Origin of the sequence: Streptomyces sp. NPDC056527, assembly GCF_042794475.1 — a bacterium.
Lineage (GTDB): Bacteria > Actinomycetota > Actinomycetes > Streptomycetales > Streptomycetaceae > Streptomyces.
Map to the genome: position 1 here is coordinate 41,855 of NZ_JBHTTQ010000030.1, position 21,640 is coordinate 63,494.

21 protein-coding genes and 4 pseudogenes are annotated in these 21,640 nt (G+C 72.0%); 5 read left to right on the top strand and 20 right to left on the bottom strand.

Translation table 11 applies throughout. The features are described 5' to 3' along the window. Positions 1–22: 22 nt before the first annotated feature. Positions 23–607: a helix-turn-helix domain-containing protein gene (locus ACFQ7Q_RS17285; protein ID WP_383555493.1), complete on the bottom strand. Its 585-nt coding sequence runs from the start codon at positions 605–607 to the stop codon at positions 23–25. A gap of 65 nt (positions 608–672) precedes the next feature. Here ACFQ7Q_RS17285 and ACFQ7Q_RS17290 point away from each other — a divergent pair, with 65 nt between their 5' ends. From ACFQ7Q_RS17290 to ACFQ7Q_RS17300, 3 genes are all read left to right on the top strand, one after another. After that, positions 673–1,623, top strand: coding sequence for an NAD(P)/FAD-dependent oxidoreductase (locus ACFQ7Q_RS17290; RefSeq protein ID WP_383555495.1), 951 nt, complete (start codon positions 673–675; stop codon positions 1,621–1,623). Positions 1,624–1,664: 41 nt separating this feature from the next. Continuing rightward, a complete protein-coding gene (locus ACFQ7Q_RS17295) occupies positions 1,665–2,564 on the top strand; it encodes an SDR family oxidoreductase (RefSeq protein ID WP_383555498.1) in 900 nt (299 codons plus the stop codon). Between the two features lie 136 nt (positions 2,565–2,700). Then, positions 2,701–3,480, top strand: coding sequence for a VOC family protein (locus tag ACFQ7Q_RS17300; protein ID WP_383555501.1), 780 nt, complete (start codon positions 2,701–2,703; stop codon positions 3,478–3,480). A gap of 1 nt (position 3,481) precedes the next feature. Here ACFQ7Q_RS17300 and ACFQ7Q_RS17305 read toward each other — a convergent pair whose 3' ends face one another. The 6 genes from ACFQ7Q_RS17305 to ACFQ7Q_RS17330 form a co-directional block, all read right to left on the bottom strand. After that, positions 3,482–4,315 (bottom strand): enoyl-CoA hydratase/isomerase family protein, encoded by an 834-nt coding sequence (locus tag ACFQ7Q_RS17305; protein WP_383555504.1) that lies wholly within the window; start codon positions 4,313–4,315, stop codon positions 3,482–3,484. Between the two features lie 84 nt (positions 4,316–4,399). Next, positions 4,400–5,152: a PIG-L deacetylase family protein gene (locus tag ACFQ7Q_RS17310; RefSeq protein ID WP_383555507.1), complete on the bottom strand. Its 753-nt coding sequence runs from the start codon at positions 5,150–5,152 to the stop codon at positions 4,400–4,402. 17 nt (positions 5,153–5,169) lie between these two features. Beyond that, positions 5,170–6,069, bottom strand: a complete 900-nt coding sequence (locus ACFQ7Q_RS17315) for an SIS domain-containing protein (RefSeq protein WP_383555510.1) — start codon at positions 6,067–6,069, stop codon at positions 5,170–5,172. A gap of 71 nt (positions 6,070–6,140) precedes the next feature. Then, entirely contained in the window at positions 6,141–7,292 is a 1,152-nt protein-coding gene (locus tag ACFQ7Q_RS17320) for a substrate-binding domain-containing protein (protein WP_383555513.1), read from the bottom strand. A 64-nt stretch (positions 7,293–7,356) separates the two neighbouring features. Continuing rightward, positions 7,357–8,655 (bottom strand): alpha/beta fold hydrolase, encoded by a 1,299-nt coding sequence (locus ACFQ7Q_RS17325; protein ID WP_383555516.1) that lies wholly within the window; start codon positions 8,653–8,655, stop codon positions 7,357–7,359. Positions 8,656–8,752: 97 nt separating this feature from the next. Further along, entirely contained in the window at positions 8,753–10,210 is a 1,458-nt protein-coding gene (locus tag ACFQ7Q_RS17330) for a cellulase family glycosylhydrolase (RefSeq protein WP_383555519.1), read from the bottom strand. 169 nt (positions 10,211–10,379) lie between these two features. Between ACFQ7Q_RS17330 and ACFQ7Q_RS17335 the strand changes: the two are divergent. Continuing rightward, positions 10,380–10,481 (top strand): annotated as a pseudogene (locus ACFQ7Q_RS17335) (ABC transporter ATP-binding protein); the annotation flags it as partial. A 31-nt stretch (positions 10,482–10,512) separates the two neighbouring features. After that, positions 10,513–11,018 (top strand): annotated as a pseudogene (locus ACFQ7Q_RS17340) (ABC transporter ATP-binding protein); the annotation flags it as partial. A gap of 30 nt (positions 11,019–11,048) precedes the next feature. Here ACFQ7Q_RS17340 and ACFQ7Q_RS17345 read toward each other — a convergent pair. The 13 genes and pseudogenes from ACFQ7Q_RS17345 to ACFQ7Q_RS17405 all read right to left on the bottom strand — a co-directional run bounded on the left by ACFQ7Q_RS17345 (position 11,049) and on the right by ACFQ7Q_RS17405 (position 21,624). After that, positions 11,049–11,618 carry an RICIN domain-containing protein gene (locus tag ACFQ7Q_RS17345; protein ID WP_383555522.1) on the bottom strand — a complete coding sequence of 190 codons (570 nt, stop codon included), beginning with the start codon at positions 11,616–11,618 and terminating at the stop codon, positions 11,049–11,051. Positions 11,619–11,737: 119 nt separating this feature from the next. Then, positions 11,738–12,154 (bottom strand): annotated as a pseudogene (locus ACFQ7Q_RS17350) (glycine betaine ABC transporter substrate-binding protein); the annotation flags it as partial. After that, positions 12,151–12,390: pseudogene (locus tag ACFQ7Q_RS17355) on the bottom strand (ABC transporter permease); the annotation flags it as partial. The pseudogenes ACFQ7Q_RS17350 and ACFQ7Q_RS17355, both read right to left, overlap by 4 nt. A 186-nt stretch (positions 12,391–12,576) precedes the next feature. Continuing rightward, complete coding sequence (locus tag ACFQ7Q_RS17360; protein WP_383555525.1) at positions 12,577–12,807, bottom strand: DUF6381 family protein; 231 nt, start codon at positions 12,805–12,807, stop codon at positions 12,577–12,579. A gap of 118 nt (positions 12,808–12,925) precedes the next feature. Beyond that, positions 12,926–13,312, bottom strand: coding sequence for a VOC family protein (locus ACFQ7Q_RS17365; RefSeq protein ID WP_383555527.1), 387 nt, complete (start codon positions 13,310–13,312; stop codon positions 12,926–12,928). Positions 13,313–13,424: 112 nt separating this feature from the next. Beyond that, the gene (nadE, locus tag ACFQ7Q_RS17370; protein ID WP_383555530.1) at positions 13,425–14,255 is read right to left on the bottom strand and encodes an ammonia-dependent NAD(+) synthetase; all 831 of its coding nucleotides are present in this window, start codon (positions 14,253–14,255) and stop codon (positions 13,425–13,427) included. Positions 14,256–14,498: 243 nt separating this feature from the next. Continuing rightward, entirely contained in the window at positions 14,499–14,879 is a 381-nt protein-coding gene (locus ACFQ7Q_RS17375; RefSeq protein ID WP_383555533.1) for an STAS domain-containing protein, read from the bottom strand. A gap of 127 nt (positions 14,880–15,006) precedes the next feature. Next, positions 15,007–16,602, bottom strand: a complete 1,596-nt coding sequence (locus tag ACFQ7Q_RS17380) for a molybdopterin-dependent oxidoreductase (protein ID WP_383555536.1) — start codon at positions 16,600–16,602, stop codon at positions 15,007–15,009. Positions 16,603–16,760: 158 nt separating this feature from the next. Then, positions 16,761–18,344, bottom strand: a complete 1,584-nt coding sequence (locus ACFQ7Q_RS17385; protein WP_383555538.1) for an SDR family oxidoreductase — start codon at positions 18,342–18,344, stop codon at positions 16,761–16,763. A gap of 20 nt (positions 18,345–18,364) precedes the next feature. After that, positions 18,365–19,279, bottom strand: coding sequence for an amino acid ABC transporter permease (locus tag ACFQ7Q_RS17390; RefSeq protein ID WP_383555541.1), 915 nt, complete (start codon positions 19,277–19,279; stop codon positions 18,365–18,367). Next, positions 19,276–19,941, bottom strand: a complete 666-nt coding sequence (locus ACFQ7Q_RS17395) for an amino acid ABC transporter permease (protein WP_383555544.1) — start codon at positions 19,939–19,941, stop codon at positions 19,276–19,278. The genes ACFQ7Q_RS17390 and ACFQ7Q_RS17395 overlap by 4 nt, the downstream gene beginning before the upstream one ends. A 10-nt stretch (positions 19,942–19,951) precedes the next feature. Further along, entirely contained in the window at positions 19,952–20,797 is an 846-nt protein-coding gene (locus ACFQ7Q_RS17400; protein WP_383555546.1) for a glutamate ABC transporter substrate-binding protein, read from the bottom strand. 44 nt (positions 20,798–20,841) lie between these two features. Beyond that, positions 20,842–21,624 carry an amino acid ABC transporter ATP-binding protein gene (locus tag ACFQ7Q_RS17405; RefSeq protein WP_383555549.1) on the bottom strand — a complete coding sequence of 261 codons (783 nt, stop codon included), beginning with the start codon at positions 21,622–21,624 and terminating at the stop codon, positions 20,842–20,844. Positions 21,625–21,640 lie beyond the last annotated feature (16 nt).

A 21,640-nucleotide genomic window follows, 5' to 3' on the forward strand; every position in this document is an offset into this window, starting at 1 on the left:
ACTTCTTCTCCCCGGGGCTCCGTCAGGACGCCTTGGGCCTCGCCCTCACATGCATCCGCTCGCCCTGCGGCCCGAAGAGGCTCAGGAACTCCACCGGACCGTCGGCCGTCGGACCGAACCAGTGCGGCACGCGCGTGTCGAACTCAGCCGCCTCCCCCGCGCCGATGACCACGTCGTGCTCGCCGAGGACGAGCCGCAGCTTCCCGGAGAGGACGTAGAGCCACTCGTACCCCTCGTGGACCCGCTGCTCCACCAGTGTCTCGGCCTTCTCCTGCACGATCTTGTAGGCCTGGAGGCCGCCGGGCTGGCGCGTCAGCGGGTACATGGTCCGGCCGTGTCGCACGATCGGCTTCGCGCGCACCCGGGGATCACCGACCGACGGCGCTCCGACCAGCTCGTCGAGCGGCACCTGGTGGGCCCGGGCGATGGGCAGCAGCAGCTCGAGGCTCGGCTTGCGCTGCCCGGACTCCAGTCGGGAGAGCGTGCTCACGGAGATCCCGGTGGAGGCGGACAGGTCCCCCAGTGTGGCGCCGCGCTCACGCCGGACGCGGCGCAGCCGCGGGCCGACCTCGTTCAGTACGTCGTCGATGCGTTCGTCGTCGGTCATGCTCTCCATTTGCGGAAACGGCAAGAGCGTTTGTCAAGCGTGCGAGTCCGAGCGAGGGTCGGGACATGGACACGAACGAGCGGTACGACGCGGTGGTGGTGGGCGGTGGCGCGGCCGGACTGAGCGCGGCCCTGATCCTCGGGCGGTCACGGCGAAGGACCCTGGTGATCGACGCCGGCGAGCCGCGCAACGCCCCGGCCGCCCACATGCACGGTTTCCTCTCCCGGGACGGGATGAGCCCGGCGGACTTCCTGGAGGTCGGGCGTCGGGAGATCGCCGCGTACGGGGTGGAGTGGGCGGCCGGGCGGGTGACGGCGGCGGCGCCGGACGACGCCGGCGGTTTCGTGGTGACCGTGGACGACGGCCGTCGGGTCGAGGCGCGCCGGCTCGTCGTCACCACCGGTCTGGTCGACGAGCTGCCGGAGATCGACGGCGTCGCCGAGCGGTGGGGCCGCGATGTGCTGCACTGCCCGTACTGCCACGGCTGGGAGGTCCGCGACCGGGCCTTCGGGGTGATCGCGCATCCGGTGATGGGTGCCCATCAGGCCCTGGTCGTCGCACAGTGGTCCGACGACGTGACGCTCTTCCTGCACACCGCCGACGAGCCCTCCGAGGAGGACCGGGCCCGGGTGGCGGCGGCCGGAATCGAGGTCGTGACGGGCGAGGTCGCCGGTCTGGTCGTCGAGGACGACCGCTTCACGGGCGTACGCATGACGGACGGGCGGGTCGTCGCGCGAGACGTCCTCTTCGTGGGGCCGCGCATGACACCCAGGGACGGCCTGCTCACCGCGCTGGGCGCCACGACGCGCGAGACGCCGCTCGGCGCCTTCGTGGCGGTGGACGAGACGGGGCGGACCAGCGTGCCCGGCGTGTGGGCGGCGGGGAACGCGATCGGAGCCCATGAGCAGGTCGTCAACGCGGCGAGCGGCGGCTACCGGGCCGGCGTGGCGATCAACATGGAGCTGATCACGGAAGATCTGGACCGCAAGGCCGCGGCCGCGGTGTCCGGAGGCTGACGGGTCTTCAGTTCTCGCTCCTCCCGCGCTATCGATGCGGCATGACCGACGAAGCGCAGGACCTGCCGGGACTCCCCGCCCCTCCCCCGCTCGGCGCGAGCGCGCTGCCGCCGGGGACGTACGAGGGGCGGGTGGTCCTCGTGACCGGAGGCGGATCGGGGCTGGGGAGGGCGATCGCGGCGGAGTTCGCCCGGCTCGGGGCGGAGCTGCTGATCGTCGGGCGTACGGCCGCCAGGCTCGAGGCGGCGCGGGACGAGCTGGGCGGGATCGGCGGGACGCGGGTGGCGACCGCCGTCTGCGACATCCGCGACGCCGAGGCGGTCGCCGGGGTCTTCTCCTCCTGCGAGGCGACGCTCGGCGCCCGCCCGGACGTCCTGGTCAACAACGCGGCGGCCAACTTCCCCGTACCGGCCGAGGAGTTGTCGCCGAACGGCTGGCGCGCGGTCGTCGACATCACGCTCACGGGCACCTGGTTCACGACCCGGGAGTTCGCCCGCCGCCATCTCGCGGCGGGCACTCCCGGGTCGGTGGTCAACGTGGGGGCCTCGTACGCCTGGACCGGCGGCCCCGGCTTCGCCCACTCGGCGGCGGCGAAGGCCGGGGTCAAGAACCTGGTGGAGACGCTGGCCGTGGAGTGGGGACCGTACGGGATCCAGGTCAACGGTCTGGTGCCGGGGCTGATGCCGCACGAGGACATGACGTCCGACATCCGGGGCGCCCTCGACCGGGCGTCCCACCAGGACTCCAGGCAGCCGGCGCTCCGCGTGGGGTACCCGCGCGAGCTGGGCTGGGCGGCGACCTTCCTGGCCTCCCCGTACGCCCGGTTCGTCTCCGGGCACACGCTGGTGGTCGACGGCGCCAACTGGCAGCGCCGGTCCCTGGTCAACGAGCCCGTGGTGCCGGTGCGCGAGCAGCTGGGGCGGGGGCGGTTCGGGGAGTGACGCGCGCGGGTGAAAGCGGATCGCGCTGGTCCACGCGGATGAACACGGGCGCCTGCGGCTGCGTGGGCGGGACCGAGCGTGGAGGATCGGCGAGGGTGGCCGGACGACCTCCAGACGCGGAAAGGCAGGGCACGACATGCTCGGTACGGACTTCACCAAGGGCTCCCCCAGCTGGATCGATCTCGGCAGTCCCGACACGGCGGTCGCCGCCGGGTTCTACACCGCCGTCTTCGGCTGGGAGTTCGCCTCGGCAGGCCCGGACGCGGGCGGCTACGGCTTCTTCCGGCAGGACGGCCGCACGGTCGCCGCGCTCGGGCCGCTGACCGAGGAGGGTGCGAGCTCCGCCTGGACCGTGTACTTCCACACACCGGACGCCGACGCCACGGCCAAGACCGCTCAGAGCGCCGGAGGCAGGGTGCGCGCGGAGCCCTTCGACGTGATGGACGCCGGGCGGATGGCCCAGTTGACCGACCCCGGCGGCGCCGATTTCGCGGTGTGGCAGCCGGGCTCGGTCAAGGGTCTGGAGAAGACCTCCGAGGACAACACGCTGTGCTGGGCGGAGCTGCACGTCCCCGACCCGCGGGCCGCCGTTGAGTTCTACGGCAAGCTGTTCGGCTGGCGCTCTCAGGACATGGACGCGCCGGGGATGACCTACCGGGTGCTGTCCACGGCCGAGGGCGACCAGCAGGACGCCTCGTTCGGCGGGATCGCCGAGCTCCAGGAGGGCGGGGACCACGCGCGCTGGATCCCGTACTTCGCGGTGGCGGACGTGGACGACACCGCGGTGCGGACGCAGGGGAACGGCGGCTCGGTCCTCATGCCGGCGGCGGACATCCCCGACGTGGGCCGGATCGCCTGGCTCGCCGACCCCTTCGGAGCCCCCTTCGCCGTCCTCAAGCCGGCCCCGCAGGGATGATTCAGCCGCCCTCGAAGTGCGGGGGTCTGCGGGCCGCCTTCGCCGCGTAGCCCTCGCGGGCGTCGTCCGACGCGAGGGTGAGCGCCGCGGCGAGGGCGGTGCGGTCGAGGGTCGCGGCCATGGCGTGGTCGGCGTAGGCGTCGATGTTCCGCTTGACGGCGCGGACCGCGAGCGGCGCGTTCGCCGCGATGGCGGCCGCGGTCTCGCGGGCGGTACGGTCCAGCTCGTCGCGTGCCGTGACGAGCTGGACGAGTCCGAGCCGCTCGGCGGTGGCCGCGTCGATACGGCGGCCGGTGAGCGCGAGGTACTTGGCCCAGCCGGCACCCGCCTCGCGGGCGATCCTCAGATCACCGCCCGCGTCGACGGCGACACCGAGGCCCGCCTCGGGCAGGGCGAAGACGGCGTCGTCGGCGGCGATACGGACGTCCGCCATCAGGGCGAGTTCGAACCCGAAGCCGAGACAGTATCCCTGGACGGCGGCCACGACCGGCTGGGGCAGCCGGGCGAAGACGGCGAAACGCTCATGGACCCAGCGGATGCCCTCGTCGTACCGCTGGATCCGCTCGGCGACCGTGCGCCCGGTGATCGCGCCCCCGGGCGCGGTGACATCGATCCCGGCGCAGAACGCCCGCCCCTCGGCCCGCAGCAGCACGACTCGCACGCTCGCGTCGAAGCGAATCCGATCGGCCATCAGCCCGAGCTGCCGGCTGGCCTCCCAGCTCCACCCGTTGAGCTTCTCGGGCCGGCAGAGACTGAGCACCCCGACGCCGTCCTCGACGACGAGAGTGAGCCGCTCCTCGCCGTCCGGGATCTCCCTGTCGAGCGTGTCGATCACCGCGCACCCCCAGAATCCTGACGGATCGTCAGGTTAGGTGCTCGGCGCCGCGGGCGGAAGGCCGACCGCCCCGGCGGAGGGCCCTCAGCGGGAGAAGAGCTCGAAGGCGACGGCCGGTCGGCCGCCGTAACGCGACGCGAAGCGCTGGTTGTTGCCGGCGAGGAAGGTGCGGACGTAGGACTCCGGGTCCTCCTCCGTCAGGGCCTCGATGTAGGCGCGGTGGGCCAGGAGCGACTGGACGGCGCGCTCTTCGCCGGGGGTGGCGTCGACCGCGTGGGTCGGGGTGTTCGAGCCGGCGACCGCCACCCAGCGGACGCCGTTCCACGGCTCCAGGCCCTGCTCGGTCAGTTCGGGGAAGATCCAGCGGTTGCCCGCGTCGCCCGCCGCGTCCAGCGTCGCGCGGCCGACGGCCGTGTGGTCCGGGGTGTTCCAGAAGCCGCCGACGCCCGTGCCCCAGGTGTCGCGGTGGTTCAGGGTGATGACCAGGTCGGGACGGTGCCTGCGGATCGCCGCCGCGATGTCGCGGCGCAGGCCCAGTCCGTACTCGATCACGCCGTCCCGGTGGTCCATGAACTCCACCGTCGGCACCCCGACGACGGCGGCGCTCGCCCGCTGCTCCTGCTCGCGCAGCGGGCCGCACACGGCGGGGTCGAGCGTGTCGATGCCCGCCTCGCCGCGGGTGGCGAGGGCGTAGACGACCTCCTTGCCCTCGTCCGTCCAGCCGGCGACGGCCGCGGCGCAGCCGTACTCGAGGTCGTCCGGGTGGGCGACCACGGCGAGCGCGCGCTGCCAGTCACCGGGCATGTCTTCGAGTTGCGTGGTGTTCGTGTCGATCATGCGCGCAGGATACGGCCTCAGACCCTGATCGCTCCGGAAAGGATCACCGAGCGCGACGCATGGCGGGGGCGGTCCGGGTTGAGCCCGCGCCGCACCGCGAGCGTGACGGCGAGTCGCTGGGCGCGCACCAACGCGGCCACCGGATCGATGGCGTCGGCGGCGAACAGCGCCCCGGTGGCCTCCACTTCGTCCCGCAGCCCGGCCGGCGCCGGACCCAGGCAGCACACGAGACTGGACCGGTCGCTGATGATGATCGGCCCATGGCGGTACTCCATCGCCGCGTACGACTCCGTCCAGGCGCGCGCCACCCCGCGGAGCTTGTGCGCGGCCTCGTCGGCGAGTCCGACCGTCCAGCCGGTGCCGAGGAAGGTGAACTGGCGGCGCTGCTCCCAGGCCGCCGGCAGCGGTTCGTACAGGGCCAGTTCGGCGTCGACGATCGAGGAGGTCAGGTCCACCCCGAGCCCGGCGCGGAGCAGTTGGAGGGCCGTGGTGGCGAACCGGGTCTGGGCCACGGAGCGTTCGTCCGCGTAGTCGAGGCCGATCACCCGGTCCGCGTGGTGCGCGGCGCGGCTGTCCGGGACTCCGGTGAGGACGAGGGTCGGGATGCGGCCCGCGGCCCGGGCGAGGAGCGTCGCGACCTCGGTCGTCGAACCGGAGCGGGTGAGCGCGACGATCCGGTCGTAGCCGCGCCCGAGCGGAGTCTCGTCGGAGGCGGGGAAGGCGTCGGTCTCGCCCTGACCCAGGGATTCGCGCAGGGCCGCGTAGGCGCGGGCGATGAAGTACGAGGTGCCGCAGCCGACGACCGCGATCCGCTCACCGCGCCGGGGCAGCAGATCGGCGTGGTCCGCGGCCGTGTCGGCGGCGCGCCGCCAGCAGTCGGGCTGGCTGGCGATCTCGGCACTGACGTGGGTGGTCATGTCCGGGTCCTCTCCTCATGGGTGGTCCGGACCGAGTTCTATCCGCCCCGCCGCGAGCGAACAATGAGCAATCAGGACTCACTTCTTGGACTTTTGCGTCCGCTCGCGCCCTGTGCGGCCCCTCCGCAGGAGGCCCGGACGACGAGCCGGGGCCGCAGCCGCACCTGGTGCAGCGGGGAGGCGTCGCCGTCGGCGATCCGGCGCAGCAGGATCTGGGCGGCGAGCCTGCCGACCTGGAACCTGGGTGGTGAGACGGCTGTCAGCGGGGTCTCGGCGACGTCCGCGAACTCGTTGTCGTAGCTGATCAGCGCGAGGTCCTCGGGAACCCGCAGCCCCGCGCGCCGGGCGGCGCCGAGCACGAGCGCCGCCTCCCGGTCACCGAAGCAGAGCCCGGCGGTGACCCCCGCTCGCCGCAGCTCGGCGACGGCGCGGTCGGCCCGTCCGGGATTCCAGCCGTCCGGCTCGTCCCGTACGCGCACCGGCTCGTGGAGGCCCAGGTCGGCGACGGCCCGGTCGAAGCCGGATTCGATGGGCGCGCCGGTCGGCGCGTCGGTGCGGACGAGGAGCGCCAGCCGTTCGTGGCCGAGGGCCCTCAGGTGGCGTACGGCGTCGTAGGCGCCGCCCTCGTGGTCGGTGCAGACGTGTTCGGTGGGGTCTCCAGGGCCGTACGCGGCGAGCCGGCGCTCGACGAGGACCGCGGGGACGGGCAGTGCGAGGAGTTCGTCGGCGCGCAGGCCCGCGTCGGTGGCGGTGTGCAGGGAGGGGACGAGCAGCAGCCCGTGGGCACCGGAGGAGAGCAGCCGCCGGACGGCGGCGTCCTCCTCGTCGGGGTCGTGGTGCGAGCAGGCGAGGACGAGCCGGGCGCCGGCCGCGGCGAGTTCCCGTTCGATGCCCTGGAGGACGCGGGGGTAGTAGAAGGTGGTGTCGGGGACGAGGACCCCGACGATCCTGCGGTCGGCGGCGGTCGCCGCCTCTCCGTCCGGTCGCCGTGCGGCGAAGGTCCCCGCGCCCTGGCGGCGTTCGACGAGGCCGAGGGCGACGAGGTCCTCGTACGCGCGGCGGACCGTGGTCACGGAGAGGCCCGTCTCCGCCGCCAGGGCCCGCTCGGTGGGGAGCTTGGAGCCCGGTGGCCAGGTGCCGTCGAGAATGCCCCGGCGCAGCTCGGCCGTCAGGGCACGGAACTTCAGCTCCCGTCCGGACGCCGGTACGTCGTTCCCCGCCATACCGGCCTCCCGCGTGCGCACCTCGATTGCTGCCCGATTGCGCGGCGAATCCTATCGTCGAGGGTCAGATCTCGCCCCGGGCGAGCGCGAGGAGCCGGTCCAGGACACGGGGGCCGCCGGCCCGTACGCCGTCGTGCTCGAACTCGTCCGTGACCCACGTCCGCAGGCCCCGGATCGCGCGGGCGGTCTCCAGGGAGTGGGCGGTGTCCACGTACAGGTCGTCGTGGTAGACGGCGGCGGCGACCGGCACCTCGTTGGCGGCGAGGCGGGCGGGGTCGTAGAGCGGTGCCCAGTCCTTGCGTTCGGCGAGCAGTCGGGCGGTCTCGCGCAGCGGGCGCAGTGCGGGGTCGGTCTCGAAGTGCCAGGGGTGGACGGTCTCGCCGGTGAAGAGGAGCGGTACGTCGCCCGCCAGGGACTTCTCCGCGTCGAACTCCGGGAACTCGGCGCGGACGCGTTCGGCGGCCCAGGCGGTGGGTCCCTGCCCCTGGGCGTAGATCGCCTCGTGGAGCAGCGCGTAGAGCGGGTGCCCGGCGTACGAGAGTGCTGCCTGGACGTTCTCCAGGAAGGCGTCCGAGAGCGCCGGCCCCGCCGGTGTGTCGACGAAGGCGTCCTCCAGGAGGAAGTGGAGCTGGTGGGTGCCCTCGCCGCTGCCGAGGAGGATGCCGAGGGACTGGAGGGCGGCCGGAGTGAGCAGCCCGCCGGACGGGAGGGTGACCTCGTGCGCATGCAGGTGGGCGGCGATCCGGCGGGCGCGCTCCACGTCCTGGGGATAGCGGGCGTAGTGGGCCTCGACCTTGCGGCGGATGCGGGGATAGGCGGCCCGGTAGACCTCGTCGGCGGTGGCATGCAGGGACGGCAGTCCGCCGGTGATCAGGACGGTCCGCAGGCCCTCGGGCGCGGTGGACAGGTAGTGGGTGGCGCAGAAGCCGCCGAAGCTCTGGCCGAGGACGGTCCAGCGGGCCCCGCCGGTGAGCCGCTTCCGGATCAGTTCGCAGTCCTGGACGATCGAGTCGGCCCGGAAGTGCGCGAGGTAGTCGGCCTGCCGCCCGGGGACGCCGCGCAGGGGCAGGGTCTGGCGGTTGGCGGGGGTGGAGTTGCCGGTGCCGCGCTGGTCGAGGAGGAGGACGCGGAACTCCTGGACGGCCCGGCCGAGCCAGGCCTGGCGGCCGATGAAGCGGCGGGCCCCGAAGCCGGGCCCGCCCTCGAGGTACACCAGCCACGGCAGGTCGTCCCCGGACCTGTCGCTCGCGACGGCCTCACGGCCGTAGACCTCGATCTGTTCGCCCTCGGGGTCCGCGTGGTCGAGCGGCACGGTGAAGCGACGGTCGGTGAGGACGAGGCCGGGCTGGCGGTAGCTGGTCAATGCTGCTCCTGTTCGATACGCCCCCGCCCGCCCAGTGGATCACAGGGCACGGGACGGGGGCGCGTCGAGTTGGGTCAGGAGGTGTTCCCGGTGGAGGTCAGGAGGTGGGGAAGTCGTCCGCGGACCTGATCCGGTCGCGGATCCAGACGCCGGCCTCCTTCAGGGACGAGGTGCCCGTCCAGGGTCCGTTGTTGTCGCAGGTGCCGGTCTTGAAGACGGCGCCCGAGCGGTGGTCGTCGGAGAAGTTCCAGTTGACCCAGCTGATCTTCTTGGCGGCCATCAGGTCGATGTACTTCTGGGACATGGCGAAGTCGTCGGCGCCCTCACCCGCGTAGTCCTGGGTGCCGAACTCGGTGACGAACATGGGGATCCGGTCGGCGGCCCGGGAGAGGGTGGCCAGGTACTCGTCGCGGTGCGACATGGCGTAGAAGTGGAACGTGTACATGACGTTGGTGGCGTTGACCGGGTTGTCGACGACCTCGGTCTCGTCGCCGCCGTTCGAGACGCCCAGGGACGACCAGGCACGGGTGCCGAGCAGGATCGGGGCGTTGCCGTCGATGTTCCGGATGACCGGGACGATCTGCTCGTGGTAGCTCTTGATCCTCGACCAGGTCACGCTGTCACCGTTGGGCTCGTTGGCGACCTCGTAGAGGATGTTGTTCTTGTCCTTGTGCCGGTTGGCGATGTCCGTGAAGAAGCGCTTGGCGTTGGCCAGGTTGGCATGCGGGTCGCCCGGGTCGAGCATGTGCCAGTCGACGATCACGTACATGCCGCGCGCGGATGCCTGGTCGATCAGGGTGTGGGCGAGGTTGGTGAACTTCACCGGGTCGGTCTCCCAGCCGTCCTCCTGGACGTACGTGGAGACGCGCAGGACGTCGGCCTTCCAGTCCTTGGCGAGCGCGTCGAGCGATCCTCCGGTCAGACACCGGCTGTACCACTGGGTGCCGTGGCTGGACATGCCGCGCAGCTGGATGGGCTTGCCGTACTGGTTGCAGAGCTTGGTGCCGCAGACCTTCAGCTGACCGTTGACGGCCGCGGGGGTGTCGACGACGGGCGCGGCGGTGTCGACCTTGAGGTGGTCGACGTTGGGGCCGCCGTTCGCGGTGGTCGCGGTGGCGCGGATCGTGTTGGCGCCGGCCCTGAGGTTCGCGGTGACGGTGGTGGTGGTCCAGCTGGTCCAGGCGCCGGTGCCCCCGAAGGCCTTGCCGGGGGCGGCGACGGCGCCGTTGACGGCGATGTCCATGGGGCGGTTGGTGGTGGTGCCGTTGGCGTAGCGCAGGGTGAGGGTCGCGGTGCCGGCCTGGGCGGCGTCGACGTTCCACTGGACGTAACTGCCGGCGGCGTTGTCGTAGTTGACGAACCCCGCGCCCGTGAAGCCGGTGTGGTTGGACTCGACCGCGCCGCGGGACACCGTGGCGGTCTCCGCCTCGTGGGTGACGGGGGCGGCCACCGCGGTGGACGGTGCGGCGGCGAGGCCCAGGAGCAGGGCGGTCACCGCGGTGCCGGCGGCACCCAGTGAGCGCAGATGAGGACGTGCCGATCGTGCCGATGTCATGGGGTCTCCCGGAACGATGGATTGGAAGGAAAGTTTCCTAACGGGTGAATAGCAGTCCGACGGAGGCGCTCGCAAGGGTCATGACAAGAGACGGAGTTCAGCGGGCTGACGGACCCCGGACGGTCCCGGCCCCCGTGCGCACCGGCCCCGAGGCTCCTGGCGTGGGCCCATGATCCGGTTCGAGCAGGTCGGCAAGGTGTACGCGGACGGCACCACCGCCGTCGACGGCCTGTCCTTCGACGTCGCCGAGGGCGAACCGGTCACCCTGGTCGGCCCGTCCGGTTGCGGCAAGACGACGATAGTTCGACACGCCGGCGGCGGTGCTCGGCGCCCCCGCCACGCCGTACGTCGCCCGGTCGTCGGCGCGGACCGGGGCCTCAAGCGTCTCTCGGTCACCGAGATCGAGCGGGACGACCTGGAACAGCCGCCGGTCGCCCGCCTGGAGGAACCCGCCACGGACGCTGCGGCACGGCTGCGCGCCGAGGGGCCCGATGGGCGGTGGTCCTCGGCGGCTACGGCGACCTGCACGGCTGGGTGGCCGCCGACGCCCTCGGCCTCGCCGGCCGGCACGGCACGGTGGGCGACCCGGCCCGCCGTATGGACGCCTGGGTGCCGGTCGGCGCCCCGCTGAAACAGGCGTTCAGCGAGATGCTCCAGCTCGACGCGGGCTGAGTGGCGGTCCTCGACGGCCCGCGATTCGTCGGCGTCCTCACCCCCGCCAAGCTGCACGAGGCGCTGCGGCGTTCGGTGGACGCCGAGGCTCGGTGGAGTCGGGCGGGGGGAGGTCGAGTTCGACTCGGTGGCGGACGTCCGAGTCGGCGGGGCGCCCGCGCGGCGGTCAACCCGCCAGGCGCAGGGTCCAGCGGCGCGACGCGTCGGAGTCGCAGGTGAACTGTACGAGCGGGACGTTGTTGTCGGTGGAGCGGCCACCGGCGACCGTCATGCACTTGCCCGTCTGGACATTGACGATCTGGTAGGTCCTGCCGCCCCAGTTGGTCACCCTCCACCGGCGCGAGGGGTCGCTGTCACAGTCGAACTGGACCAGCTCGACGTTGTTGTCGGTCGAGCGCCCGCCCGCGACCGTCGCGCACTTGCCCGTCTGGACATTGACGATCTGATGGGACGAGCCGTTCCAGTTGGTGATTCTCCAGCGGCGCGACGGGTCGGTGTCACAGTCGAACTGGACCAGCTGGAGGTTGTTGTCGGTCGAGCGCCCACCGGCGACCGTCGCGCACTTGCCCGTCTGCCCATTGATGATGTGGAACGAGAGGATTCCCGAGATCCGGGCCTCCGAAGCGCTCCGCGTGGTCGGCTGCGCGCTCGCGGGGGCCGGCAGCAGCAGGATGCCCCCGAGTACGGAAACGGTCGCGACCGACAGCAGACGACGCGCCTTGGTGTTCTTCCTCATGGAGTGCTCCTCTTGCGTGGTGCGAAAGGCTCGATCGCAAGGTGGGAGGTGAAGGGGAGAAGAACGGCCGCCTTCCCACTATCGACGGCGAGGACCGCCCCCGCAAACCGGCGCTCGCGAGCCTCGCCTGGGCCGCGGGGGCCGGCGAGCCGGCGCAGGGCGGTCATCGTCGCGGCGAGGTCGGGCGAGCCGACGGTCGGCGCCTCGGGGCCGTCGACCTTGGCGTTCAACCAGTCGGCGAACGTCGCCGCGTACTCCGGGACGACATCGATCCGACCGCTCTCCAGGGCCGGTTCGCAGATCTCCCGGTTGGTGACGGAGATGACCCTCGTACGGTATCCGGCCTGTTCCAGGAGGAGCGCGTGCATCTGGGCCGGCAGCTCGCTCGCGGTGAATCCGGCGTTGCCGATGGTCAGATGAGGGCTGTCGCCGGGTGAGCCGGTGACCTCGCCCCGGTTCTCCGGCGAAGGTCCGGTGGCGCAGCCGGCGAGGGCGGCACACAGCGCCAACGCGGCAGCCGCGCTCCGCCCCCTCATCCCCCGCTCCCCCGTGCCCAGGCCGGGGCCAGCCGCTGCGCGCCCACGAAGACGAGTTCGACCACGAGTGCGACGAGGGCGACGAGGACGGCGCCCGCGACGACCTGCGGCGTGGAGGCGAGGTTGAAGCCGGCGGTGATGATCCGGCCGAGGCCGCCGGCGAGCGCGGCGACGGTCGCGGTGGCCACGAGCTGCACGGCGGCGATACGGACGCCGGTGAGGATGCACGGCGCGGCCGACGTCGGAGAGGTTCACGGCGAGGGCTCCGCCCTTGCCCAAGTGGCCGACTCGTTGCGCACGAGGCAGTCGTCCGGGGGCGCGGTCATCCCCCCATTCCATGCGGCGGGCCTGCCCGCCGCACGCCGGGCCGGGCCGTTCGGGCCGTCCGCGTCACAGCCGGAACAGCACTCCCCCGGGACCGCCTAGCCCGGGTACCTCTCGTGGAGATCGTCGGGCCAGGGCTCGTGCTCCTCGCTCAGGGCCCGTTCACTGCGCTCCTTGAGCCGTTCCCCCCGCTCCCGCAGGCGGGCCGCCTCCTCGGCATCGGTGCTGAGCCGTGCCCGCTGCAGCAGGTTCTCCGCCTTGTCGCGCTGGTACTGGGCATGGGCGTGGGCGGCCTCGCCCTCACGTCCGCCGCTGTCGTGTGCGGTCATGATGCGCCTCCTCGGGCGGCGGCTTCCCCCGCCGCGCGGAGAGAAACGCGGACGCCCGTACGCGTACGGCGACGACCCGACCCCTCCGCTCGGGGCCGGGCCGTCGCCGTACGCCGCACTACTCCTGGATGACGGAGAGGACGTTGCCCGCCGGGTCGGTGAACCAGGCGATTGCGGCCGGACCCTGGGGGCCCCTGACGACACCCTTGGCGTCGTGCTCGAACTCCGCGTAGCGCTCCAGGCTCACGCCCCGCTTCGTCAGCTCGTCGACGGCCACCTCGATGTCGTCCACGGGGAAGTTCAGGATCGTGAAGGACGCGGGCGTGTGGTTGTCCTTGGGGTACACGAAGACGTTCGCGCCGCTCCCCAGCTTGATGGTGAGCATCCGCATGTCGCCCTGGCCGCTCTCCTCGACCGGGAGACCGAGGGTCTCGCCGTAGAACTGACGCGCCTTGCCGAGATCGTCGACCGAGAAGCCGCTGAACGCCTTCGCCTGTCCGAACATGCCGTTGTCTCCTTCGTGTGGACCCGTGGGGATTCCGAGGGCACACCAAGCGGACCACCTTCCGGACGCCCGCCACGCGGGCTGGCGTCCGGATGGTGGTCGCGCGTCACTCTCAGGGAGCGATCGGGAGCCGGCGCTTGTGGTCGGTGAGTTCGTAGCGGCGGACGATGGAGGCGAAGGCGGCCTCCGCGACCGGCTTGCCCTCCAGGAAGTCGTCGATGTCGTCGTACGTGACCCCGAGCGCGTCCTCGTCGGGCTTGCCCGGGTCGAGGGTCTCCAGGTCGGCCGTGGGCGTCTTCCACACCAGCTCGGAGGGGGCCCCGAGCGCCTCGGCGACGGCGCGCACACGGCGCTTGGTCAGACCGGTCAGCGGGACGACGTCGGCCGCGCCGTCGCCGTACTTGGTGAAGAAGCCCGAGACGGCCTCCGCCGCGTGGTCGGTGCCGACGACGAGACCGTCATGGGCGCCCGCGACGGCGTACTGCGCGATCATCCGCTGACGGGCCTTGATGTTGCCCTGGACGAAGTCCTGGTGGTGGGCGTCCCGGAAGGCCACGCCGCCGGCCAGGGCGGCGTCGAGGGCGGCGTCGCTCGACGGCTTGACGTCCACGGTCAGGACCCGGTCGGCGGCGATGAAGCCCAGCGCGAGCTGGGCGTCCTTCTCGTCGGCCTGGACGCCGTAGGGCAGGCGCATGGCGTAGAAGGTGGCGTCGTGTCCGGCGGCGCGGGCCCGCTCGACGGACAGCTGGCAGAGCCGGCCCGCGGTCGTCGAGTCGACACCGCCGCTGATGCCGAGCACCAGGGCGCGCAGCCCCGTCGAGGTGAGCCGCTCGGTGAGGAAGGCCACCCGGCGTTCGATCTCGGCGAGCGGGTCGAACGTCGGGGAAACCTCGAGTTCCCGGGCGATCTGCTGCTGCGTGGCGGTGGACGCCGCGTCGGTCACGGAGTGCTCCTCGGGGTGGTGCGACGGTACGGGGGCGGGCACGGATCCGTTACGCCGGTCGGGCGACGGGTCACGAGCCGAGGTCGACTCTATGCGGCACGCCGGGGGCACGGTGCGCGGGCCCGGTCCACCGGGGCCGGCCGCCGCGCCGCCCCGCCGTGCTCGCCCCGCTCAGGCGCGGCGCGCCCTTCTGGCTGCCCGGTGAGGGCGGGCCGCGGCGGCAGTGCGCCGCGGCCCGCTCCGTCATCGGCGGCCGGCGGCCCTTCCGCCGGGCGGCGGGGACCACAGGGTGCCCGCGGCGACCCGCAGCAGCCTGAGGACGACGGCCGGGGGCGCGTCGATGCGGTAGCGCCGGCCCAGCCGGGACCACTGGTCCAGGACGGCGAGGAGGCCGGAGTCGCAGAAGGTGACCCGCGAGGCGTCCAGGACGAGGTCGGTACAGCCGTCCGCGGCGGCGGAGGCGAGTATCGCCCGCAGCGGTGCGGCGCTGTAGTGGTCGATCTCTCCGGTCAGCCGGACCAGCAGGGTCGCGGGGCCCACATGGACGCAGGAGTGGACGACTATGCCGCCGGGCGCCGTGTCCGCACCCTGGTCACGCCTGGGGGGCCGGTGCGTCTCGGTCATTATCGGTGCGGTGCTCGCGGTGCTCACGTACCCATCAACGGCCCTTCGGCCCGCTCGGGCGTACGCGGCACGCCGCCCGGTCACCCCACCGGGCAGCAGTGATCCACTTCCGGGGGACACGGCAGGGTCATTCGACGGCCTCGACCGTGACGGCGATGGTGTGCCACCCGCTCGCCCCGTCGGGCATCGGGTCGGTGCGGCGCTCGGTCTGGGTGTCGCCGGCGCCGTCGGTGGCCCGGACGGTGAGGTCGTGGCGGCCGGGGGCGGCCTGCCACGGGTACACCCACTGGCGCCAGGTGTCGCGGCTGTCCTCGGTGGCGAGCCGCGCGTCCTGCCAGGGGCCGTCGTCGACGCGTACCTGGACGCGCTCGATGCCCCGGTGCTGGGCCCAGGCCACCCCGGCGATCATCACCGTGCCCTCGTCGATGCGGGCGAGGGAGCGGGGAGTGTCGATCCTCGACTGGGTCTTGACCGGTGCCTCGGCCGCCCAGCCTCCGCGCACCCAGTAGGCGTCGTAGGCGTCGAAGGTGGTGAGCTCGATCTCCACGATCCACTTGCAGGCGGAGACGTAGCCGTACAGGCCCGGTACGAGCATCCGGACGGGGAAGCCGTGGTCGAAGGGCAGGGGCTCACCGTTCATACCGAAGGCGAGGAGCGCGTCACGGCCGTCCATCACGTCCTCGACCGGGGTCCCGATCGTCATGCCGTCGGCAGAGCGGGCGACGATCTGGTCGGCGGGACCGCCCTCGGACGGCGGTCGTACTCCCGCCTCACGGAGCAGGTCGGCGAGCCGGACACCGAGCCAGCGGGCGTTCCCGACGAGGGGGCCGCCGACTTCGTTGGAGACGCAGGCGAGGGTGATGTCGCGCTCGACCACGGTCCTGCGGAGGAGGTCCTGCAGGGTGAGGGTGCGATCCCCGTCGACACCCAGGCCGGTGATCCGCAGCCGCCAGCCGTCGGCGTCCAGCTTGGGGACGACGAGCGCGGTGTCGATCCGGTAGAAGTCCTCGTTCGGGGTGATGAACGGTCCGATGCCGGGAACGTCGAGTTGCGCCCCCCGCGGGACGGCTGGTGCGGCGGACGCCGGCCGGGGCAGCCGGAACGCGGCACGGGAGGCCACGGCGTCCTCGTGGCGGGCGCCGCCGAGCGCCCGGCCGAGCGCCGCCGCGCCCGTCGCCGCGACGACCGTGGCGGCCGCGGTCAGGAGGAAGCTCCGGCGGCTCGCGCGGGCGGCCCGTTCCGGTGCGGCCGAGCTCCGTTGGGCGAGCAGGCGGCCGATCAGTACGTACAGCAGCGCCGCGCCGGCCACCGAGCCGATGAGCGAGGGGAGCATGTCGGCCGCGGAGTCGGAGTCCGGGCGGCCCGCCGCCGCGAGGGCGCCGACGACACCGAAGGAGAGCACGCCCGCGACGCCCGCCGGCCGGTTCCGCAGCGCCAGCAGGCCGATGGCGGCGGCCAGGAGCGCGAGGAGCGCGAGGATGCCCGTCAGGAGGACGGCCTTGTCGCCGGTGCCGAAGGTCCGGATCGCCCACTCCTTGACGGGAGCGGGGGTGAGGTCGATGACCGCTCCGCCGACGGCCGTGACGGGGCCCGCCTCGGGGCGGACCCAGGCGGCGACGACTTCGGCGACGGCGAGGGAGACGTACCCGGCGACGAGCCCGCCGAGCGCGCCGAGGAGGCGGTCGGTGCGGGTGGGCTCGCGCGTGGGCTCTGAGAGGGTCATGCTCCTCAATCGGCATCGAGGCACCGCGGGATGGGGTGTTTCACCTGGACGGCGGACGGTGCCTGGACGGTGTCCCGGTCCCGAAGGCACGCGCGCCGGAGGCGGGCCGGTCCCTCGGCCGGCTTCGGACTCCGCACCGCCGGCCCCCGTTCACCTGCTCACCGGTCGCGATCGGGCCCGGGGCCGGGTGGCGTGCCGCCGTGGGACACGGGAGCGGGGTCGTCGGCGGGGCGCCCCGTCTCCTCGCTCGCCTCCGCCTTCAGGGCGATGTTGCGGGCCATGCCGCCGAACACCACGGCGTGGAACGGCGAGACGCCCCACCAGTAGGCATGACCGGCCAGACCCCGCGGGTGGAACAGCGCCCGCTGGTGGTACCGGGTCCGCCCGTCCTCGTCGTGCTCGGCGCACATCTCCAGCCAGGCGAGTCCGGGAAGCCGCATCTCGGCACGCAGCCGCAGCAGGCGGCCGCGCTCGATCTCCTCGACGCGCCAGAAGTCCAGCGAGTCACCGACCCTCAGTCGCGTCGCGTCGCGCCGGCCCCGGCGCAGTCCGACACCTCCGATGAGCCGGTCGAACCAGCCGCGGACGGCCCAGGCGAGAGGGAAGGAATACCAGCCGTTCTCCCCGCCGATTCCCTCGACGACCCGCCACAGCGCCCGCGGCGACGCCTCGACGGTCAGCTCGCGTACGTCCGTGTAGAGGCTGCCGCCCGCCCAGTCGGGGTCGGTGGGCAGCGGATCGCTCGGCGCTCCGGGCACGGAGGCGGAGGACCACCGGGTGGTGACCTGGGCGTCGCGGACCCGCTGGAGGGCGAGGGCGAGCGCCGTGTGGAAGGAGAGCGGCGTACCGGTCGGGTCCGGCACCCACGCGGCGATGTCGTGCTCGTCGCAGACGACCTCGTACTTGAGCGACTCCGCGAGCGGGCGGGCGATGGACCGGGGCACCGGGGTGACGAGACCGATCCACAGACTGGACAGACGTGGGGTCAGGACCGGCACGGGGACGATGAGCCGCCGGGGCAGCCCGGCGACGGAGGCGTAGCGGCGCATCATGCCGAGATACGTGAGGATGTCGGGACCGCCGATGTCGAAGGAGCGGCTGACCTCCGCCGGCATCCGCGCGCTGCCGACGAGATAGCGCAGCACGTCCCGGACGGCGACGGGCTGGATACGGGTGCGCACCCAGCTCGGGGTGACCATCACGGGCAGGCGTTCGGTGAGATAGCGGAGCATCTCGAAGGAGGCCGAGCCGGAACCGATGATGACGGCGGCGCGGAGCACCGTGGTGGGGACCCCTGATTCCAGGAGGATCCGCCCGACCTCCGCGCGGGAGCGCAGATGGGGCGAGAGGTCGCCTTCGGGAACACCGCGCGGGGTGAGTCCGCCGAGGTAGACGATGCGGCGGACACCGGCGGCGCGGGCCTGCTCGGCGAAGGTGCGGGCGGCGACGCGGTCGGTGCGTTCGAAGTCGCGTCCGCCGCTCAGGGCGTGCACCAGGTAGTAGGCGACGTCGATGTCCTGGAGGGCGGGCGCCAGTGTCCCGGCATCGGTGACGTCACCGCGGACGACCTCCACCTCTCCGGCCCAGGGGTGGTCACGCAGCTTCGCGGGGGTCCGCGCCAGGCACCGCACCCGGTGCCCGGCGGCCAGGAGTTCGGGGACGAGGCGGCCGCCGATGTAGCCACTGGCGCCGGTGACGAGGCAGCGAAGCCCCGGGGTCTCGTGCCCTTGTGCGTCCGTCATGGAGTGCTCCGATCAGCCGTTCACTTGGTCCCGTCGGCGGGGCCCATGTGCTCGCCCGGGGTCGCGAGCTCCTCGACGGCGCCGGCGCCGACGACGGCTCCCGTGGACTTCTTGCCGCGCCGCAGTCTGCGTTCCAGCCAACCGGCGAAGGTGGTCAGGGCGAAGTTCAGGATGACGAAGATGACGGCGACGACGGTGAAGCTGGCGATCGTGTTGGCTCCGTAGTTGGCGCTCATCGGGCGCACGGACGCCAGGAGCTCGGAGAAGCCGAGCATCGCGCCACCGAGCGCGGTGTCCTTGACGATGACGACGAGCTGGCTGACCAGCGCCGGGAGCATCGCGGTGACCGACTGGGGCAGCAGGACGTTCGTCATGGTCTGGCCCTTGCGCATCCCGATCGCCTTGGCGGCGTCGGTCTGGCCGCGGGGCAGGGAGAGGATGCCGGCCCGTACGACCTCGGCGAGGACGGAGGCGTTGTAGAGGACGAGGCCGGTGACGACCGCGTAGAGGGGCCGGTTCTCCGGGCTGATGTCGGTGAACTCGGAGTAGGCGGCATTGGCGAAGAGCATGAGGATCAGCACGGGGATGGCGCGGAAGAACTCCACGACCGTGCCGGCCGCGCCGCGGATCCAGACGTGGTCGGAGAGGCGCCCGATGCCGAGGAGGGCGCCCACGGGCAGGGCGATGACCACGGCGAGCGCGGCGGCGATGAGGGTGTTCTTCAGGGCGGGCAGCAGGAACGTCGTCCAGGTGCGGGAGTCCGTGAAGAACGGGGACCATTTGGCCCATTCGAGCTGGCCCTGATCGGCGAGGGTGGCCACGACCCACCAGATCAGGCCGGCGACGGCGACCAGGAAGAGCAGGGTGTAGAGGAGGTTGCGCCGCTTCGCGCGCGGACCGGGCACATCGTAGAGGGTGGTGGGCTTCTCCTTCATCGCTTCACCGCCACCTTCTTGCTCACCCAGCCGAGGAAGAGCCCCATGGGGAGCGTGAGGCAGATGAAGCCGACGGCGAAGATCAGCGAGATGAGGATGAGCTGGGCCTCGTTCTCGATCATCTCGCGCATCAGCAGGGCGGCTTCGGCGACGCCGATGGCGGCGGCCACGGTGGTGTTCTTGGTGAGAGCGATCAGGACGTTGGCCAGCGGTCCGACGACCGAGCGGAACGCCTGCGGCAGCACGATCAGGCGCAGCACCTGGGAGAAGTTGAGTCCGATGGCGCGGGCCGCCTCGACCTGGCCGAGGGGAACCGTGTTGATGCCCGAGCGCAGCGCCTCACAGACGAAGGCGGAGGTGTAGGCGATCAGGCCGAGGACGGCGAGGCGGAAGTTGATGGTGGTGAAGTCCTCGGCGCCCATGTTGACGCCGAGGGTCTGGAACAGGCCGAGCGAGGTGAAGACGATGATCACCGTGAGGGGGATGTTCCGGACGATGTTGACGTAGGCGGTGCCGAAGCCCCGCATCAGGGGGACGGGGCTGACGCGCATGGCGGCCAGCAACGTCCCCCAGATCAGGGAGCCGATCGCGGAGTAGACGGTGAGCTGCACCGTCACCCAGAACGCTCCCAGCAGGTCGTAGCCTTCGAGGAAGTCGAACACGGCGACCCACTTACTTGACGATGACGCCGATCTCCGGCGCGGGCTCGTTCTGGTACTCGGCGGGGCCGAAGTTCTTCTTCACGGCCGCGTCCCAGGAGCCGTCCGCGACCATCTTCTCCAGGGCGTCGTTGATCTGCCCCTTGAGTTCGCTGCCTTCCTGGACACCGATTCCGTAGTTCTCGTTGCTCAGCTTGAAGCCGCCGAGCTTGAACTTGCCCTCGAACTCGGGCTGCGAGGCGTAACCGGCGAGAATCGCGTCGTCGGTGGTCAGCGCGTCGATCACACCGTTCTCCAGGCCGGTGAGGCACTCCGAGTAACCGCCGTACTCCTGGAGCTGCGCGTTGGGGGCGATCTTCTCCTTGACGTTCTGCGCGGACGTGGAGCCGGTGACCGAGCAGAGCTTCTTGTTGTTCAGGTCCTCGGGCTTGGTGATGGAGTTGTCGTCCGCGCGGATCAGCACGTCCTGGTGGGCCAGGAGGTACGGACCGGCGAAGTCGACCTTCTCCTCCCGCTGGTCGTTGATCGAGTAGGAGGCCGCGATGAAGTCGACGTCACCGCGCTGGAGCATCGTCTCCCGGTCGGCGCTCTTGGCCTCCTTCCACTCGATGTCACCGGGATCGCGGCCGAGCTGCTTCGCGATGTACGTGGCCACGTCGACGTCGAAGCCGGTGTACGTGCCGTCAGGGGTCTTGAGCCCGACGCCGGGCTGGTCGTACTTGATGCCGACGGTGATCTTCTCGTTGTCGGAGGCCGAGCTGCCGCCTCCGTTGTCGTCGCCGCAGGCGGCCACGGAGAAGGAGAGGGCGAGCGCGGCGGCCGCGGCCACCCCGGCCTTGGTGAGCTTGCGAGCATTCATGTGATCACCCCTGGGGGCTGCTGGGCGCGCGTGGGGACCGGTGTTCAGTGGTGCAGGATCTTCGACAGGAAGTCCTTGGCCCGGTCGCTGCGCGGGTTGCTGAAGAACTGGTCGGGCGTGGTCTCCTCCACGATCCTGCCGTCCGCCATGAACACCACGCGGTTGGCGGCGGAACGCGCGAAGCCCATCTCATGGGTGACGACGACCATGGTCATCCCGTCACGGGCGAGTTGCTGCATGACCTCGAGGACCTCGTTGATCATCTCGGGGTCGAGCGCGGACGTCGGCTCGTCGAAGAGCATCACCTTCGGTTCCATGGCCAGCGCACGGGCGATGGCGACGCGCTGCTGCTGACCGCCGGAGAGCTGGGCGGGGTACTTGTCGGCCTGGTTCGCCACCCCGACGCGGTCGAGCAGCTCACGGGCCCGCTTCTCGGCGGTCTTCTTGTCCTTCTTACGGACCTTGATCTGGCCGAGGGTGACGTTCTCCAGCACGGTCTTGTGCGCGAAGAGGTTGAAGGACTGGAAGACCATGCCGACGTCGGCGCGGAGCGCGGCGAGCTCGCGGCCCTCGGCGGGCAGCGGCTTGCCGTCGATGACGATCTCGCCGGAGTCGATGGTCTCCAGGCGGTTGATGGCCCGGCAGAGGGTCGACTTCCCGCCACCGGACGGTCCGATGACGACGACGACCTCTCCCCGGCCGACGGTCATGTCGATGGACTGGAGCACGTGGAGCGCACCGAAGTGCTTGTCGACGTTCTTCAGTACGACGAGCTCGTCGGGCATGGCAGCCTCCTGGTCCGCCGCCCCCACCCTCCTCACGTTCATGCTCCGCCCTCGGCGG

What these genes read in the sequence shown, in the direction of transcription:
- ACFQ7Q_RS17285 (WP_383555493.1), bottom strand. Translation starts at nt 607, where the DNA reads ATGACCGACGACGAACGCATCGACGACGTACTGAACGAGGTCGGCCCG.
- ACFQ7Q_RS17290 (WP_383555495.1), top strand. Translation starts at nt 673, where the DNA reads ATGGACACGAACGAGCGGTACGACGCGGTGGTGGTGGGCGGTGGCGCG.
- ACFQ7Q_RS17295 (WP_383555498.1), top strand. Translation starts at nt 1,665, where the DNA reads ATGACCGACGAAGCGCAGGACCTGCCGGGACTCCCCGCCCCTCCCCCG.
- ACFQ7Q_RS17300 (WP_383555501.1), top strand. Translation starts at nt 2,701, where the DNA reads ATGCTCGGTACGGACTTCACCAAGGGCTCCCCCAGCTGGATCGATCTC.
- ACFQ7Q_RS17310 (WP_383555507.1), bottom strand. Translation starts at nt 5,152, where the DNA reads ATGATCGACACGAACACCACGCAACTCGAAGACATGCCCGGTGACTGG.
- ACFQ7Q_RS17315 (WP_383555510.1), bottom strand. Translation starts at nt 6,069, where the DNA reads ATGACCACCCACGTCAGTGCCGAGATCGCCAGCCAGCCCGACTGCTGG.
- ACFQ7Q_RS17320 (WP_383555513.1), bottom strand. Translation starts at nt 7,292, where the DNA reads ATGGCGGGGAACGACGTACCGGCGTCCGGACGGGAGCTGAAGTTCCGT.
- ACFQ7Q_RS17330 (WP_383555519.1), bottom strand. Translation starts at nt 10,210, where the DNA reads ATGACATCGGCACGATCGGCACGTCCTCATCTGCGCTCACTGGGTGCC.
- ACFQ7Q_RS17345 (WP_383555522.1), bottom strand. Translation starts at nt 11,618, where the DNA reads ATGAGGAAGAACACCAAGGCGCGTCGTCTGCTGTCGGTCGCGACCGTT.
- ACFQ7Q_RS17360 (WP_383555525.1), bottom strand. Translation starts at nt 12,807, where the DNA reads ATGACCGCACACGACAGCGGCGGACGTGAGGGCGAGGCCGCCCACGCC.
- ACFQ7Q_RS17365 (WP_383555527.1), bottom strand. Translation starts at nt 13,312, where the DNA reads ATGTTCGGACAGGCGAAGGCGTTCAGCGGCTTCTCGGTCGACGATCTC.
- ACFQ7Q_RS17375 (WP_383555533.1), bottom strand. Translation starts at nt 14,879, where the DNA reads ATGACCGAGACGCACCGGCCCCCCAGGCGTGACCAGGGTGCGGACACG.
- ACFQ7Q_RS17380 (WP_383555536.1), bottom strand. Translation starts at nt 16,602, where the DNA reads ATGACCCTCTCAGAGCCCACGCGCGAGCCCACCCGCACCGACCGCCTC.
- ACFQ7Q_RS17385 (WP_383555538.1), bottom strand. Translation starts at nt 18,344, where the DNA reads ATGACGGACGCACAAGGGCACGAGACCCCGGGGCTTCGCTGCCTCGTC.
- ACFQ7Q_RS17390 (WP_383555541.1), bottom strand. Translation starts at nt 19,279, where the DNA reads ATGAAGGAGAAGCCCACCACCCTCTACGATGTGCCCGGTCCGCGCGCG.
- ACFQ7Q_RS17400 (WP_383555546.1), bottom strand. Translation starts at nt 20,797, where the DNA reads ATGAATGCTCGCAAGCTCACCAAGGCCGGGGTGGCCGCGGCCGCCGCG.
- ACFQ7Q_RS17405 (WP_383555549.1), bottom strand. Translation starts at nt 21,624, where the DNA reads ATGAACGTGAGGAGGGTGGGGGCGGCGGACCAGGAGGCTGCCATGCCC.